We start from the raw sequence: 16,530 nt of genomic DNA on the forward strand, positions 1-16,530 counted from the left end.
TTGGGGTATTAAAATCTCACCTACCATCCTGATTGCAGAGAATAAAAATATCCGCTAAAACCCCCGCATGATTTTCCTTGCTTTCCTGCTTGCCACGGACACCACCTCCGCCGCATACGAGTCAGGGCGCCACATCACTACCAGCTTGACCTTGGTGCTGCTTTTCGCAGGGATCTGCAAATGTGTTTCTATCATGCGGCGTCCGCACACGAGCAGCCTTTGTGTGCTGTCCCTAGCCATATTGCTCGCCGTTTTCATGGTTGGTCATGTGTGGAGCTTTGTGATTGATAGCGGATGGGTGCCGCTAGGTCTGAATTGGGCCATCTTGCTGGTGAACGTCCCCATGCTCATGACCTCTTTGATCTTGGCGATTGTTGGTCTTGCTTTATATGATCGTCAAAGATTCAACCAGGGCCGTAAGCAAGCGATCTGGGCTTTGGTGCTTACCCTCATCTCTATGGCGGGCATTGCCGCGCTCTACCTAGCTGAGCCTCTCGGTCAGTTAGCCAAAAAAGTGGCCGAGGAGGCGAATGCTCAGGTGGCTGGAGGTACGTCCGTACAGGAAGGATGGAACTTTTCCCTCACGCCACCAGACACAACCTGGCGGCCTCAGACACCCACCTCTTTATCTCCGCTGGCGTGCACAGCTTTCATCAAACAACCCGATCAAATCTATGCCATCGTGATAGCCGAGCATAGCGCTGCACTTTTGGACAATGGTCTGGATGCCATGCTTAATTCTGTAAAAGCTGGCCTAACCACCAAAAGCAAGGTTCTTCAGCAGCAGGAAAAACGTGTGCAACTTGCGGGCTTGGACTTCGTGAACCTCAGCACTGTTGCTTGGACAAACTCGGTCAAAAAAGAAATCGCTTATGAACATTGGATGGCCACCCATCAAGGGTTTGCTTGGCAGATCATGGTCTGGGGCGATTCGGATCAAAGAGCCATTGTGGTAGAATCAGCTCGCTCTCTAGTGGCGGGTTTTCGCGTCTTGGACATGTCACGCCAGGTTCCCGGGCTCGATGAAAAGTTGGATGTGAATCGCCCAGCCTTTGGTTATCGAACGACAATCTCCAAAATGGGTTGGCAATCTTGGTCTTCCGGAAAAGAGGCAGAACCTTTGCCAGCGTTGGCGGATTTTGGAGCTCAGACACTGGCGAGTGTGGTTCTTGTCATGCCGTATCACCACCAGATGAGTTCACCTCCGCCAGTCGCAGAGGCTCTGGCCCGTGCTTGCATGGCCGAATACGATTTCACCTACCGCCGTGATGGTAATGACTTCACCACCCGAACGATCGACAAGCCCTTTCCAGGTCTGGAGATCACCACGGAACGAGAGTCTGATGATGGGAATCGTTACCTCTACCTCTTCCGTATTCATCAATCAGGTAAGCATGCCTGGATGCTGGCTGGCTGGACTCGCAAGTCTCCAACCGCCACATTGGCCGGTGTGCGAGCCGCCATGGATGGCATCGAACTTTTCGAGCCTTCCTCTCCGTCTCCACTGGTGCTAAACAACGAGCCCCGGACGGAAAGCCTCTCCAAATTCGTCAACCAAATCGGTCTTTGGTACAATGATCGTGAAGAATGGCCTGCTGCGCTTCGCTATTTTAAGGAGGCCAGTTCCATCAATCCAGATGATCGCACCTATTTTGAAAACATCACCCATGTGCTGGAATCGCAGGAGAAATTTGATGATGCCTTAGCCGCCATGGATGCAGCGAAGGAACGCTCCTTTGCTGACGATCACGGCCACCAGATGCGACAGGCTTGGCTGCTGCTCAAAGTCGGTAAGATTCAGGAGGGTACAGCCCAACTCCAGCGTCTTGTCAAAGAGGGCTACCAGCAACACGATGCCGTTCTGGGTTTCATCAATGAATTGCTGAAAGGCGACCATCATAGCGAAGCCAGTGCCGTGGCGGATGTTTATGCAAAAGCGTATCCCGAACCACGGCCACGACTGTGGCAGGCTCAAGTGGCTGATCAAGGGGGGGATTCCAAGCGTGCAGCTGAATTGCTAGAGAACCTGATCAAATTAGAGCCCGATTTCCTTGAAGGCTTCTATGCTCTCGGGGAGTATTCCAATCGCCAAAGCAATCATGAACGGGCATTGGAATTAGCAGAAATGTTGGAACAAAAAAAGCAAGATACCGCAAGACTTGATCTCATGCGGGGGTGGGCCCACATGGGGCGTAAGTGGTATCGCGATGCCAAGTCGAGTTTTGAAAAAGCAGCGCAGAAGGCACCGAACGACGAAGATGTGAAAGCTGCGCTCAAGGATGCGGCTGCTTACCTCGGGCAGGGGACCAATACCGAAATCAAGACACCCATTGAGGCCGTTCCTCTACCAAAATCCGTCGCCGCCAACCTGGACAAGCTCCGTGCTCTGCCTGCAACCTACGGTGAGGGCCACAATGCCGCTATGCTTCTCTGGGCGCGCTGTATTCAATACACCAAAGACAAACCCATGCGCAGTACGGTCCGTAGGGTCATCCGCATTCTCAATGACGAAGGGGCTGATGCCTTCAGCTCCATGGAATATGCATATGATCCTTTGATCGAACGACTGCATGTCAATAAGGCCGAAGTACTGGATGCTGAGGGTAAAGTGGTGGCCCGTGCAGGCATGGATGATGCCTATGTTCTCGATTCGGATGATCGCTCCATGGCCACCACTGAACGTAAAGTCCACATTCAGGTGCCAGGCATGAAAGCAGGCCTAACATTGGATTGTGAAATTACTGTTGAGCGCCTTTCATTGACCGATACCTTCCCACTCACTCGTCATCTGTATGCCGCAGGCATTCCCACTCGCTCAGAACTGATCTGCGTCATGGGGGACACTGAGTCACTTTCAGAAGACCTCGTCATGAAGGACCGGATCAAAGTTACCCGAGAGCCTGGTAGCGTGATCTATGAAGTTGCTGATGCTCCCTTATCCTCAAATGAATCGTACCAGCAGCCTATTGAAAAATGGGCTCCGGTAGTCATCCTGGCAGGTAAAAAAGAAACTTGGGAGCAAGTGGGAACCAAATACCTCCAAAATATTTCAGACAGGCTTAAGCCCGACCCAGCCATCGAATCTGAAGCGAAGAAATTGACGGAAGGCCTCGAAAGCACGCGCGATAAAGCTCGGGCTCTCGCTTCGTTTGTTCAAAAATCGGTTCGGTACAAAGCCATCGAATTTGGAGTGCGCGGGCAGATGCCAAATGCGCCAAGCTTCACCCTCCAGCAACGTTATGGAGACTGTAAAGACCAAGCTTTGCTGCTGCATCACATGCTTCGCGCTTGTGGTATTATTTCTCATCTAGCCCTCATCAACACCCATTGGGATCTTGAGCTCAATCAACCGACCTTGGATGCTTTCAATCATGTGATCGTCCATGTTCCTGCTTTGAAAGACACCCAATTCATCGACACCACAGCCGCACATCTTTCTGCTGCAGATCACAGTCCTTATGGTCTGTGGGGCTACCCGGCTTTCGTGCTTGACCCACAGGGGCCCCATATCAAAAAAGTACCTGGCCCACTCAAAACCAGTGGTGATGTTTCGTCTCAGCGCAAACTAACCTCCCTATCTTCTGATAGTATTCGTATCGAGGAGGTCTTGACCCTGCATGGCTACTATGCCAGTGGCATGAGAAGTGCCTTTGCCCGTCAGGAGCCCAAAGCTCGATTTCAACATGCGCAAGATCTGTTGGATGATAGGGGCAGCTACCGGCTTGAAGATTTTAGTTTTGAAAATCTTACCGACCTCTCACAGCCTGCCATCCTGCGCCTAACTTATAGTTTGCCAAACGCGATCGAAAAGCGAGGCGATGTCACCAAGCTGCGCCTACCCAATGCCTGGGAAACCGATTACCTGAGGGTTCCTTTCATTAAGGAACGCCAGACGCCTTTCTGCTGGAATACCCCCTTCACTTTTCGCAGCACGGTTACTTGGGATCAATCATTGCGAGTTTCTGCCGAATCTCTTCAAGGCATGAAGCGCAAAAGCGATTCTCGCTTTGGTCACTGGGAAATGAAGACGGATTCCGGCCTCCAGTTTGAATTTATCGCGATACCTGGAGACTACCCGCCTTCCGCCTATTCAGAGTTTCAGTCGCTATGGTCTGGAGCTCACGACATGTGGCTTAAAGAATTGGTTCTTCAAAGCCCTTGAAACCCCAAAAACAACCCTTGCCGATTGTTGTACTTCAGAGGGCAGAGCGATAAAGCGCAGCGAAGTCCTCAAGCACCAACGGCCTTGGATTGAACTGCGCAGTCCATTGTTTCATCGCCATTTCAGCGAGGGGATGTAGGTCCGCTTCAGTTACGCCATAATGAGAAATATGGACGGGCATCTGGGCCTGGGCCAGGAGTTCCTGAATGCGGGCGGCGAGGTCGCCTGCGTAGTAGCTGGCATACACGGCGGCGCATTCGGGCAGGGCGGCGTTAAAGCGGATCACGTGCGGCAGCATCACCCCCACGGCTTCGCCATGGACAACGTGGAACTTGGCGGTGAGAGGGTTGGCACAAGAGTGGGCGGCACCGAGCATGGAGTTCTCGATGGCGATGCCTGCATAGGCAGCACCCAGCAGCATCTGGCCCCGGGCTTCCAGGTCCTTGGGCTCGGCCAGGATGCGGGTGAAGCCTTCGTGGCAGAGGCGGAAGGACTCACGGGCAAAGACAGTGGAGTAGGCGTTGCCTTTGTTGGTGACCGCGGCTTCCAGGGAATGGGAGAGGGCGTCCACGCCGGTGCAAACGGTGACGCGGTGAGGCTGTGAGACGGTTAGCTCGGGATCGAGGATGGCCACCTTGGCGGCGGCTTTCACATCGCCACAGGCCATCTTCACGTGCGTCAGCGCATCGGAGATAAGGGCGTAGCTCTGGCACTCGCTGCCGGTGCCTGCCGTGGTGGGGATGGCGATCATCGGCAGCATGGGCTTGGTGGCCTTGCCCGTGCCCCAGTAGTCCTGCATCTGGCCACCATTGGTGTAGATGAAATTGCAGCCCTTGGCTGTATCCATGCTGCTGCCGCCGCCGAGGCCGATGATAAAGTCTGCACGGAATTCGCGGGCGGCATCCACACAGCGGTCCACATCCTCCGTGTTGGGGTTTTCGCGCACTTCTCCGAAGACGCGTGTTAGCACGCCCGCTGCCAAGAGATACGAGGCAGCCCTGGTCACGTAACCTGCCTTCACGATGCCTGGATCACTGACGATCAGCGCCCGCCTGCCGCCTAGTTCCCGAGTCAGTTCACCAATCTGGGAGAGGGTTCCGTTTCCAAAGATGAGGCGGGTGCGAGGCTGGTGATCGAAAGGGGAAAAAGGCATGATGAAAGGACTCTGAGCAAACCGACGGGCGGAGAGGAAGTGAAACACGGGCGCAAGCGCCCAATCCTATCAAGCCCGGTCAATGGAGCGGCGCTTGTAGAGGAACTCGAACATGTTTCCTTCATGGGGCTGGTCCCAGCTGATTTTCATGGTGCTGATGGGGCCGAGGTTCAGGCGGTCAATGGTGGGGCACTCAAGGAGCTGATCGGTGAATTCGGGGTCTTCGGTGATCGCGGTGACGATGAGGGAATAACCAATTTTGCTGAGGACTTCGGACTGCTTTACCTCGACCACGCTGGCGTAGGGGCAAAGGAATTCGCGGTTGGCCAGCGGATGATCCCAGCTATTGCAATGGATGATGGTGGGGCGCAGGAAGGTGCCGCCCTGGAACTCCACCTTGCGGGGTCCGTTGCGGTACTTCGCTGTCACGTCTTCGGCACCGGGCTTGTCGGCGAGGTCGGAGTCGATCACGCCGTCAATGTAGTCGGCCATCTTGGTATTCGCGAAGCCGGACAGGCGGGCGTTTTCATCGTCGGCAGGCAGGGGCTCCACAGGGCCGAGACGCTGGGCGATGGCGTCGGCGATTTCCTTGCCGTATTTCGGCACGATGACGGCGGAGGCATTGATGCAGGAACGGCCACCGTTGTCGCTGATGGAGCTGACGATGACGTCGATGTATTCCTTCCAGTTTTCGATTTTGTCTTCGCCGATGATGATCTTGCTCCAGCCGGGTCCGTGGACCTGCACGCGGGGGTTGCCTTCGTACATCTTGGCCATGGCGACATCGCCAAAGACGAGGTTGCGACCGCTGAGTTTCACCACTTCGCCGCTGCCTTCATGGTCGGTGGGGTAAAAGCCAAAGGCTTCGGCGGGGGCTCCGGCGGCGATGAAGGCCTGGATGAGGCGAAAGGGGGTCCACGGCTCCTCGCGGCCGGGTTTGATGACCACGGGGATCTTCAGGGCAATGGCGGGCAGCCACAGGGAGTTCACCGCCGGGGAGTTGCTGGGCATCACAAGGCCGAGGGCATCGGTGGTGGGGAAGTAGGCCACCGGGCAGCCGGACTGGGTGCCGAAACCCTGGTCAATCACCGTCATGTCCAGGCCACGAGAGAGACCGTTGAGGATGACATCCATGTGGGTGAGCGCGTAATGCAGCTTGGCCATGTTACGCTTCACCATGATGTGCGGTAGGCCGCTGGTGCGGGATAGGGTGGCGATGTATTCCTCCGGGCTCTGGGTGTGGCCTTTGTCGCCCAGGGGCAGGGTGCCATTGAGGAAAAGGTCGCCCGCCTTGGCCGTGATCTCGATGAGCTGGGCCACGGTGAACTTCTTCAGGGCCTTGCGTGCCTCGCCGATTTTGCCCAGGTCCTTGCGCACGATGCCAGCATTCACCTGGCTGACTTCGGCACAGACTTCGCCGGTCTTGTGGTCTTTCACCGGGACTTTATCCAGAGATTCGTACGGGCGGCCTTTGCGAAGAGCGGGGAGGTGGGGAACGGAAGACATGGGAGAATGATTGGAAGACGGAGGATTTACGAGTGACCTCAGAAAGCGGCAATAAAAAACAGGAGCTGGGGCACTAGTCTTTCAGGTGAAGGCGAAGCTGATACACGCTAACACTTCCCTAATTCATCCATGGCATGCAGGGAATTCATGGAGCAGGTGGGCACATGACAGTTGCGCGAGGGCGGGGGCGATGCTCCTTACGGCCACGCATGAGCACCACAAGCAGCCACTGGGATCGTTTTCAAAAGTTCTTCGTCCGTTACCCACAGATCGGTTTTTCGATTGATATCAGCCGCATGGCTTTCGAGGAGGGGTTGTTTGATTCGCAGGCGCCTTCCATTGAGAAGGCGTATGTGGACATGAAGGCGCTGGAGGCAGGTGCGATCGCGAATCCGGATGAGGGGCGCATGGTGGGGCATTACTGGCTGAGGAACTCTGACCTAGCGCCGACGGCGGAGCTGAAGGCGGAAATTGACGCGACGCTGGATGCAACGCTGGCATTCGCTGCTGAGGTACATGCGGGCAAAATTTTGGCGGCGAACGGGCAGAAGTTTACCCGGGTGCTGATCGTGGGCATCGGTGGTTCGGCCTTGGGGCCGCAGTTGGTGGCGCAGGCGATCACGCCGGCAACGCCACCGATGGCGATTGATTTTTTTGACAACACGGACCCGGACGGGATGGACCGGATCGTGGCGCAGATCGGTACGGAAATCGCGACGACGCTGACGCTGGTGATTTCGAAGTCCGGTGGGACAAAGGAGACGCGCAACGGCATGCTGGAGGCGCAGGCGGCCTATCAGGCGCAGGGGGTGGACTTCACCAAGCATGTGGTGGCGGTGACGGGTGTGGGCAGTGAGCTGGACAAGTATGCCATCGCGCAGGGCTGGCTGGCCCGTTTCCCGATGTGGGACTGGGTGGGCGGACGGACGAGTGTGATGAGTGCTGTGGGCACCATCGCGGCAGCGCTGCAGGGGGTGGATGTGCGCCAGTTCCTGGCGGGGGCGGCGGCGATGGATGCGGAGACGCGCACGCGGCCGACTCGTGAGAATGCGGCGATGCTGCTGGCCCTGATGTGGTACAGCGCGGGCATGGGCAAAGGCGCGAAGGACATGGTGGTGCTGCCTTACAAGGACAGGCTGGTGCTTTTCAGCAAGTACCTGCAGCAGCTCCTCATGGAGTCCCTGGGCAAGGAGCATGACTTGGATGGCCAAGTGGTGAACCAGGGCATCGCGGTCTATGGCAATAAGGGATCGACCGACCAGCATGCGTATGTGCAGCAATTGCGCGATGGGGTGAACAATTTCTTTGCTGTTTTTATCCAGGTTTCCAAATCGAGAGACACGGCGGGATTTGAAGTGGAGCCTGGCTATACGAGCGGGGACTACTTGCAGGGTTTCCTGCGTGGCACTCGCACGGCTCTGGCCGATAAAGGACGCGAATCCATCACGCTAACGATCCAGGAAGTGAATGCTTTTAGTCTGGGGATGCTGGTGGGCCTGTTTGAACGGGCGGTCAGTTTCTATGCGACTCTGATCAATGTGAATGCCTACCATCAGCCGGGTGTGGAGGCGGGCAAGAAGGCGGCAACGGATTTCCTCAAGCAGATGGGCCAGGTGCTGGCGGCGCTGCCTGCGACTGGCGTGGGGGCAACGGCGGATGAGATCGCGGGGCCGCTGGGCATTGATGCGGAGGATGCGTGGCACATGGCGAGCCATCTGGCTGCGAATGGCAAGGCGAAGGCCCTCGAAGGCAACACACCTGCAGAAGACCGATTCTTGGCAGTGTAAAGATATCCTTTATTGCCTTTTTCGGATGCTGGTCGTAACGGAGGGGAGTCCAAAACTCCCCCCTGTCTATGGACGAGCGTTTTCCACTCATCTACCAAATCATCTGCATCGTCTTAACGGCGCTGTTTGTCTGGTCGTTTGTCGTTTCGCGTGAGCCCCGGCAGTGGCGGCGGCTGTATCAGTCGAAGTTTTGCCGAGCGGAGGATTTCTCGGTGAACAAAAACAAGGTGATTGATGAGAATCTGAAGAAGTACGGGATTCTGATCTCGATGTTTTTTTTGGTGGCGGATGTGGGCTTCTTTTTATGGGGAGCTTCGCATTATGACCGCAATAAGAGCGAGCAGACCACAGTGGAGGAGCGGCTGCAATTGAATGAGCTGGAAAAGATCCAGAGCAAAGCGCAGGCGCTCAATCGCACAACCAACTGAAGGCCTACAGAGTAAGGCGCAGCCTATCTAGATACGACCTGCGGCTTTGAGGTCGAGGTAACGATTGGCCAGGGCAATAGGAAGATTTTGTGCCGTTTCATCCACTGTAACGATACGGTTGGTCCGCAGGGAATGGAGGAGGTGTTCGCGCTGTTGCTGGTAGTGGCACAGGGCACCATAGCTGAGGGCGTCATGGAGATGGGTGATGGGCTGATCAATTCGGGTTTCAATCTCAGCCTCGCGAAGTGTGGCGACGAGGACAAGATGGCGCTTTTGCAGGAGGGCCACGGCACGGGCGAGGTGGGAGGTGTCCTCGGTGCGGAGATTGGTGAGCAGGATGATGAGTGCGCGGCGCTTTTGCAAGCCCATCACGCGCTCGGCAGCTTCAATGAAGTCGCTTGGCTCGGTGGTGGTTTCGTAGTCATACAAATGGTTCAGCAAAGTGGGCATGGCAGCGGAACCTTTGACGGGCTTGAGCCACCGCTGGCTGCCGCCAAAACCGGTCACGCCAACTTCGTCACCCTGCCGGAGGGCGATGTAGGCGATGAGGAGCATGGCATTGAGACAGTGATCAAACTGAGTGAGCTCTCCATCCATGGCACGCATGCGGCGGCCGCAGTCGGGGACGAGGATGATGCTTTGATTCCGCTGTTCTTCATACTCTCGGCTGACGAGAACTTGACGGCGAGAGGTGGCCTTCCAATCCACGCGAGAGAGGACATCGCCATCTTGGTATTCGCGGAGCTGGTGGAAATCCAGCGTGGCTCCACTACGGCGGCGTTTGACGATGCCCATTTGTTCTTCGCGGTTGGCCGTGGCGAGGAGGGCAAAGCGGACGACGGGTTCGTAGTTGGGGTAACAGCGGGTCTCGCTGGTGGGGCCTACCCGATAGAGTCGCTGCCACAGGCCTAACTGAGAATGCACCAAAAGATGGGCAGCCGTGAAGATATGCAGACCCCGTCTAGTGAAGTGAGCTTCGTAAGAGAGACTGAGGTGCTCTTGCGATGGCCATTCGATCTGCCAGGGTAGGCTGTCTGCGGTAGCCGCAGGGGGTAAACCATCGTGAACGAGGACCTTTAATGACCGCCCGAGCGAATGTCGCAAAGTGAGGGTGAGGGTGGCTTTGACGCCCAGCGCAAAGCGGCCAGGAAGGTCCCTCTCCACAGAGAGACGATGTTTGCCAGGTAGGGTAAACAGATCCCCCAGCGCTACCAAGATAAATAATACGCCCATACCAACCCACAGCATCTGCAACCAAGGCCAAATCGAGGCGGCAAGACCGAGCACGGTCCAGGCAGCAATAAGGCGGAGGGTGAGAACGGAGGGGCGCATGGGGCGGGAAGCTGGATGCGACTGACGCGAGGGTCATGATGACACACGCACACTGAGTGGGCTTATGCGCGGGGAGCTTCTACGCTGCGGATCACGGTATCGAGTACTTGGTCCACACTTTGGCCGGAGATGGTGACCTCAGGAGTGAGGGAGATGCGGTGACGGAGCACGGGGAGGGCGGCGCGTTTAACATCGCCTGGAGTGATATAATGGCGGCCTTCGAGGAGTGCGTAGGCTTTTGCCAGACGCACGAGGCTGATGGCCCCACGCGTGCCTGCACCGAGGGCGATGGCCCCATGGGTGCGGGTGGCGCGGGTGAGATTCACCGCATAGGTGACCACACTTTCCACGGCCTCGACAGCGGCGGTTTCAGCCTGGGCGCGTAGGATGTCCGCAGTGGTGCAGACGGGCTGAAGCTGTTCGGCAGATAGGCCACGGCCTGAGGCGGCTGAGGCTACCGATTTCACGATCCAAGCTTCTTGTTGGGCGCTGGGGTAATCGATGATCACCTTGATCAGAAAGCGGTCCAACTGAGCCTCGGGAAGAGGGTAAGTGCCTTCTTGTTCGATCGGGTTTTGCGTGGCGAAGGTCATGAACGGCGGGGTGAGCGCATGTGTCTCGCCATCGATGGTCACCTGAGCTTCCTGCATCACTTCGAGGAGGGCAGACTGGGTCTTTGCGGGGGCGCGATTGATTTCATCGGCCAACAGCAACTGAGTGAATACCGGACCGAAACGGACACGAAAACTCTGGTTTCCCAGATCATAGAGGGTATGCCCCGTGACGTCTGAAGGCATCATGTCTGGGGTAAACTGGATACGCCGAAAGGTGGCCCCAAAGGTGCGGGAGAGGGCCAGCACGAGGTGCGTTTTGCCCAGCCCGGGTTTGCCCTCGAGCAGCACATGACCACCAGCCAAAAGGGCCGCCAGCACTTGGTGAATGACTTCGGTCTGGCCGACAAAAACCTGCTCCACCGCAAGCCGTATCTGCTTCAGGAGTTCCAGTGTGCGCGAGGCTTCGGGCATCGCGGGAGGGAACTCAGGCGGCAGTGGGGGTAATTCGCAAACGGGGTGCTGAGGTGGCGGAGCGTAGGCAGAGTCCGGGGCGAATTCATTCATGGCGAGTGCGGCGCAGGATCAGGAGCGGAAAGAAGGAAACCTAGGGAACTAGGCATCACTTCTTTTCCTTGGGAAGCACTTTCACGGCCACGGCACGGTTCGCCTGAAGGAACTCTTTGGCGAGAGCTTGGATCTCTTCTTTTTTGATGCCTTCGAAATCGCTGAGCAGGTTCTTCGCCCACTCGATCCGCTCGGGATGTTCCTGGCAGTTGCGCACGACGTTTTGCGACCAGTAACGGTTGTCGCGACGCATCTGCTCAAGCTGGGTCATGAGGGGCTTTTGGGCGCGCTCGAACTCGTCGTCGCTGATGGGGCCGGCAGCGACTTCGGCGGCGATTTTCACCACCAGTTCGGTGATGGGCGCGGCCTGCTCGGGCTTGCACTCGATCATCGCGGTCATGTAACCGTAGCCAGTGAAGGTGTCGCTGGCGACGTGATAGCAGGCAGGGCTGTAGGTCTCGCCCAGTTCCTCACGCACCTTGATGCGGAGACGGTCATCCAAGACGGAACCGAGGAGAGTCAGGCGACGCGTACGCTGGATGTCCAGCATGTCGCCGGTGGGCCAATAGAGGGCTGCGATGGCTTTGGGGATCTCGGTATCAAAGGCGATGTCCTTGGTGACGGGGCCCTGGGGGAAGGGGACGATGCGCTCTTTTTCATACTTGGGTTTGTCGGCGCGTTTTGGCAGCGCGCCCAGGGTCTTGGAGAGGGATTCCAGAACGGCTTTGGGCTCCACATCACCGACGATGGAAACTTCCACGTAGTCTTCGGTGAGGGGCTTCTTTAGCCAGGCTTCTAACTCGGCTAGATTGCGCTTCTGAATGGTGGTGATCGGTGGGAAGCCAAAGCGTGGATCGTCGCTGTGAATGTAGGCCACGACCTTGTCCGCCATGATGCCTTCAGCCGTGTGCTGAAGCTGGACATACATCGGCTCCAGGTTCTTTTGGAACTGGCGTGCGGCTTCTTCACGATAACCGGGGGCCGTCATGTAAGCTGTTAGGAGCTGCAACTGGGCTTCGAGATCGCCCGGGGTGGTGCGACCGCTGAGCATGAAGGCTTCATCGCCGACGGCGAAGTCGGTGCCCACACTCTTGCTGGCGAAGATGCGGCGGATGTCATCCACGCTGTGTTCCTTGAGGCCACCCATGATGAAGGTGCTCTGGGCAAAGGGGATGATGCCCTGCTGATCTGCTGGTGTGCTGAGCTTACCACCGCCAAAGTTGATCGTCACACGGACGGTGCCCTTCTCAAAAGGCGTGGGTTTGATGTTCACGCGCACGTTGTTTTCAAAGGTGGCCTGGGTAAGCTCGAGTTCCTTCACGATGGACTCTTGGACGACCTTGCCGGGTGTGCCGAAGGTGGTGTACGCAAAAGCGGCGGTCTCTTCCTGCTTCGGAGCTTCCACAGGCTTGCTTTGGCTTTCGCGATACACGGCTTTGATCTGCTCGGCGGAATCGCCTTCCAGCTTCAAGTTGCCACCGACAAAGATCTGCACGTCGTCACCCTTCCAGGTTTCGGCGAGGGCGGTGTGGCATTCTTCTTTTTTCAAGCTGGCGAGGGCCTCCTTCACACGTGCGAGATCATCCGACGGATGGGTGAAGACTTTCTTGGAAGCGAGGATGCTAACGACGCCGCTGGCCAGATCCCGTGACTTGCGGGAGTCGGCCTGGGCGGCACGGAGTTCCACAGTCTTCAGAAGGGAGGCTTTGGCTTCTTCGAATTCGGCTTCGGTGAAACCATGCTGCACAGCGCGGCGGATCTCGGTTTCCAGCAGGGTCAAAGCCGCCTTCCACTGGTCTGGCGCGCACTGGCCCATGATGCCGATCACTTCGACGAACTCTAGGTATTCGTAGCTGTAGGACTCTCCGCTGAGGAACGGGGCACCCTCGGCCTTGGCCAGTTTGGACAGGCGTTGGTTGATCATTTCATCGGCCAGATCGCGCACCATTTTTTCGCGGCGGCTGGCGGCGGTGTCGGGCTTGTTTTTGGCGGGGCGTAGCATCTCCACGGAGATGTCCACGGCCTTGGCTTCCATCTCGGTGTGCAGCTTGGCAATGAGGCCGCGACCGGTGCTGATTTTGCCCAGGCTAGGGTCCGCCGGATTGGGAGACTTGGCTTTAGCATCGGCAAAGTTTTTCTCGATCTCGGCCTTCACGGCTTCCACGTCCTTGAAGTCACCCACGGCCACGATCACAGCGCGCTCAGGGGTGTACCATTTGTTGTAAAACTCCACAAAACGCGCCTTCTGCATCGTCTTGATGGTCTCCTCGGTGCCAATGGGCAGGCGATTCGGCAACAGGGAATCGGGCAGGGCAAACTTGTAGCCTTCCAGCATCGTGCGGTAGTCGATCGAGTCGCGGCTCAGCTTCTCGCTCAAAATGATGCCACGTTCCTTGTCGATCTCCTTTTCACCCAGGGCCATGCCATCGAGGTAATCGCGGAAAAGCTGCATGCCTTCGCCCAGCATCTTGGTTTCCACCTTGGGCAGCTCCAGCATGTACACCGTTTCTTTGAAGGAGGTGTGCGCATTGGTATCAGCACCGAAGCCCATGCCCAGACGCTGGAAGTACTCCACCATCTCACCGCCGGGGAAATGGCGACTGCCATTGAAGGCCATGTGCTCCAGGTAGTGCGCCATGCCCTGCTGATCGTCCTCTTCCATCAGCGACCCCACATCCATGTAGATGCGGATGCTGGCGCGCCCTGGGGGCTCCACATTCGGCAGGATGACATAGCGTAGCCCGTTTTTCAGGCTGCCAAAGGTCGCCTTCGGATCAGCTTTCAGGTCGCTGGTATCTTGCGGCCACTGGGCGGTCGCAGAGAAACAGAGGAGGAACAGGGCACAGGTAAGACGAAAGATCATGATGGTTGTTCCCTGTAAGAACGCAGCGGGAGCCGGACCTGTCGAGAAAAAGTCACTTTTGGGCCAAACTCATCTCCGGGTTTGCCTGCCTCTGAGTGAAATCAGGGTTTACGGGCAGGATCATACAGCCACTGAGAGAGTCTCCCACGATGCGAAAACTGCCTTTCATGACTTGCCGGGCGGTGAATGCGCACAGGGCTGCATCCAGAAGATCCATGCTGCGGAGTGAAGCGGTCTGGATGCCTACCTCCTCAAGCAGAGCCCGCCGGACTGTTCTTTTATCTCCGGCCTTCACCACCCGGCCTGCCAGCACACAGGCCACAGCCTGGGGAAAGGTTTCAAAGCAGACTGGATTTTTCAACGGTTGGTCCTCGCTGATGATCTCAAAATCTCGTCTCAAAGCGTGATGCAGGGCCATGCCTTGAAGCATCCATTCATAGTAACCTCGCGGGTGATTGCGCGCCTCTTTCTCCGTGGGGGTGGAAAAGCAGTAGATGCCTTCCCTCATGAGTTGTCGTTCCGCCGTACGTGCGCTGCCTCCAGGGGTTCGCCAGCAGCAGGGTGCATCCACCCCCACGGCCATGGCTCCTTGGTCTCGGCACCAGCTTGCTACTTCCTCCGCGTTTCTGGACTGAAGGGTGGCGACTATCTCCAGCCCCTCCAGCAAGACCGCGTGGAAGCCTTTTTTGACACCGCCCACATCCACCCCGGCAGTGCGTGGTGAATGGAGGGATTGAGTCTTGGCTTGGGAGGCTGGCATGAATGTCTGAAGCTACGTCCCGTGTGTTTTGGGCGACTGTTTTTCTACGATGCCATGAGTCCTGGAAAAGCATTGACTCGGGTGACGCTTTCGTGGTGGCATGTCTTATCTTATGAAATCCATGCGTTCCTTTTTTCTGCCTCTTCTGCTGGCCTGGATCACCAGCCTGGCCATGGCCCAGCGTGTGGCGACGGATGAATTCAACTTCAGCCAAATCATCGGCAACTTGGAGTTTCTGGAGCGCACGGACTATCCGGAAAAAGAGCTGGGCTACAGCCTGCGGTACGAAAATGACAAGCTGCTGAAGGCCGATATCTACGTCTATGACAACGGCCAGCCTAACCTGAAGGATGGCATCGCCTCCCCCGAGGTGAAGGCGGAGATGGCCTCTGTCGCCAGCGGCCTGCACACCATGGAGGAGATGGGCAAGTATGAAGGCGTCAAAGAATTGAAGCAGGGCGAAAAGATGACCAAACCCTCTGGCCTCAAATTTCTCTGGTCCCGCCACAGCCTGCGCCAGATCGGCGGCTCCGAAGTCATCTACCTGGGCAAACGCATCTCCGATACCTTTCTCATGGTGCGTAAAGGCAAGTTCATCAAGATTCGCATCACCACCAAGGAAAGCGACCTCGCTGAACACGACAAGGAGATCGAGCGCTTTGTGAATCAGGTCGGCTCCTGTTTGCTGTAAAGCCGGGGAGGGGATGTTCTCCTGCCCATCGTTCAATCCTCACTCCTCCCCCCATGAAAATCGAAGGCATCAAAAGCTGTTACGACAAGACCCGTGGCCTGTTCTACTTCGCCCGTCTTTGTTCAAAGATCCGGCTGCATGCCGCAGGCCAGCTCCCGGCGGAATATCACGAGCTTCTGGGCCAAGGTTTCGATGGCCGCACGGTCCGTTACCTGGAGGTCTCTTATGACGATTTGCGCGCCCAGGTTCTCGCGGGCAAGACCGATGAGGAAACCCTGGACTGGTGCTACGCAAACGGACGCGCCCTCAATGACGAGCAGGTGCTCATTTTCAACAGTTTCATGAGCAAGCGCGGCTGGCACGACGACGAAACCGACGAGTTCATCCCCGAGATGATCCGCCAATACGGCTTCCCCGATGACGGTCGCATCATCACCGATTTCGACCTCATCGAAATGGACGAAGGCCGCTGGACCCCAGATCAATGGCGTGCGGCTTGGAAGTAGGTTTGGGGTTTGACTGACTGCCTGAACTGTCCAGATGTTTTGCCAGCCTGTGTAGTGAAATACCTCATTGAGGTCGCAGTTGGCCAGGCAACACCATTTTGATCGGCTTCAAAGATGGCTCCATCAAAACGGTTCAACTCGAATTAAAGACGGTTTCTTGCATCTCCCCGAAAGCATCCTCAAACCTGAAGGCAAGGAGCCACTGCCTACCCTGAAGATTCTCG

General features: G+C 56.8%; 11 protein-coding genes. 5 read left to right on the forward strand and 6 right to left on the reverse strand.

Annotation, left to right across the window (positions count from 1 at the left end):
* The first annotated feature begins 67 nt into the window (after positions 1–67).
* Positions 68–4,162: a DUF3857 and transglutaminase domain-containing protein gene (locus HNQ64_RS16780; protein WP_184210702.1), complete on the forward strand. Its 4,095-nt coding sequence runs from the start codon at positions 68–70 to the stop codon at positions 4,160–4,162.
* 34 nt (positions 4,163–4,196) lie between these two features.
* On the opposite strand, the gene HNQ64_RS16785 is transcribed toward HNQ64_RS16780, so the two are convergent.
* Together HNQ64_RS16785 and HNQ64_RS16790 are read right to left on the reverse strand one after the other, a co-directional pair.
* The gene (locus HNQ64_RS16785) at positions 4,197–5,315 is read right to left on the reverse strand and encodes an iron-containing alcohol dehydrogenase (protein ID WP_184210704.1); all 1,119 of its coding nucleotides are present in this window, start codon (positions 5,313–5,315) and stop codon (positions 4,197–4,199) included.
* A gap of 69 nt (positions 5,316–5,384) precedes the next feature.
* Positions 5,385–6,821 carry an aldehyde dehydrogenase family protein gene (locus tag HNQ64_RS16790; RefSeq protein ID WP_184210706.1) on the reverse strand — a complete coding sequence of 479 codons (1,437 nt, stop codon included), beginning with the start codon at positions 6,819–6,821 and terminating at the stop codon, positions 5,385–5,387.
* A gap of 209 nt (positions 6,822–7,030) precedes the next feature.
* Here HNQ64_RS16790 and HNQ64_RS16795 point away from each other — a divergent pair, with 209 nt between their 5' ends.
* Together HNQ64_RS16795 and HNQ64_RS16800 are read left to right on the forward strand one after the other, a co-directional pair.
* On the forward strand, positions 7,031–8,608 hold the full coding sequence (locus HNQ64_RS16795) for a glucose-6-phosphate isomerase (RefSeq protein WP_184210708.1): 1,578 nt from the start codon (positions 7,031–7,033) through the stop codon (positions 8,606–8,608).
* Between the two features lie 68 nt (positions 8,609–8,676).
* Positions 8,677–9,036: a hypothetical protein gene (locus tag HNQ64_RS16800; protein ID WP_184210710.1), complete on the forward strand. Its 360-nt coding sequence runs from the start codon at positions 8,677–8,679 to the stop codon at positions 9,034–9,036.
* Between the two features lie 27 nt (positions 9,037–9,063).
* Here the strand turns inward: HNQ64_RS16800 and HNQ64_RS16805 are convergent, their stop codons facing one another.
* From HNQ64_RS16805 to HNQ64_RS16820, 4 genes are all read right to left on the reverse strand, one after another.
* Positions 9,064–10,368 carry a DUF58 domain-containing protein gene (locus tag HNQ64_RS16805; protein ID WP_184210726.1) on the reverse strand — a complete coding sequence of 435 codons (1,305 nt, stop codon included), beginning with the start codon at positions 10,366–10,368 and terminating at the stop codon, positions 9,064–9,066.
* A gap of 62 nt (positions 10,369–10,430) precedes the next feature.
* A complete protein-coding gene (locus HNQ64_RS16810) occupies positions 10,431–11,393 on the reverse strand; it encodes an AAA family ATPase (RefSeq protein WP_184210858.1) in 963 nt (320 codons plus the stop codon).
* Between the two features lie 148 nt (positions 11,394–11,541).
* On the reverse strand, positions 11,542–14,349 hold the full coding sequence (locus tag HNQ64_RS16815; RefSeq protein ID WP_184210728.1) for a M16 family metallopeptidase: 2,808 nt from the start codon (positions 14,347–14,349) through the stop codon (positions 11,542–11,544).
* A 52-nt stretch (positions 14,350–14,401) separates the two neighbouring features.
* On the reverse strand, positions 14,402–15,109 hold the full coding sequence (locus HNQ64_RS16820; protein WP_184210730.1) for a DUF429 domain-containing protein: 708 nt from the start codon (positions 15,107–15,109) through the stop codon (positions 14,402–14,404).
* Between the two features lie 121 nt (positions 15,110–15,230).
* On the opposite strand from HNQ64_RS16820, the gene HNQ64_RS16825 reads away from it, so the two are divergent.
* Positions 15,231–15,800: a hypothetical protein gene (locus tag HNQ64_RS16825; protein WP_184210732.1), complete on the forward strand. Its 570-nt coding sequence runs from the start codon at positions 15,231–15,233 to the stop codon at positions 15,798–15,800.
* 53 nt (positions 15,801–15,853) lie between these two features.
* The gene (locus HNQ64_RS16830; protein WP_184210734.1) at positions 15,854–16,306 is read left to right on the forward strand and encodes a DUF5069 domain-containing protein; all 453 of its coding nucleotides are present in this window, start codon (positions 15,854–15,856) and stop codon (positions 16,304–16,306) included.
* Positions 16,307–16,530: the final 224 nt, after the last annotated feature.

This window comes from Prosthecobacter dejongeii (assembly GCF_014203045.1).
In the GTDB taxonomy this organism is placed as follows: domain Bacteria; phylum Verrucomicrobiota; class Verrucomicrobiia; order Verrucomicrobiales; family Verrucomicrobiaceae; genus Prosthecobacter; species Prosthecobacter dejongeii.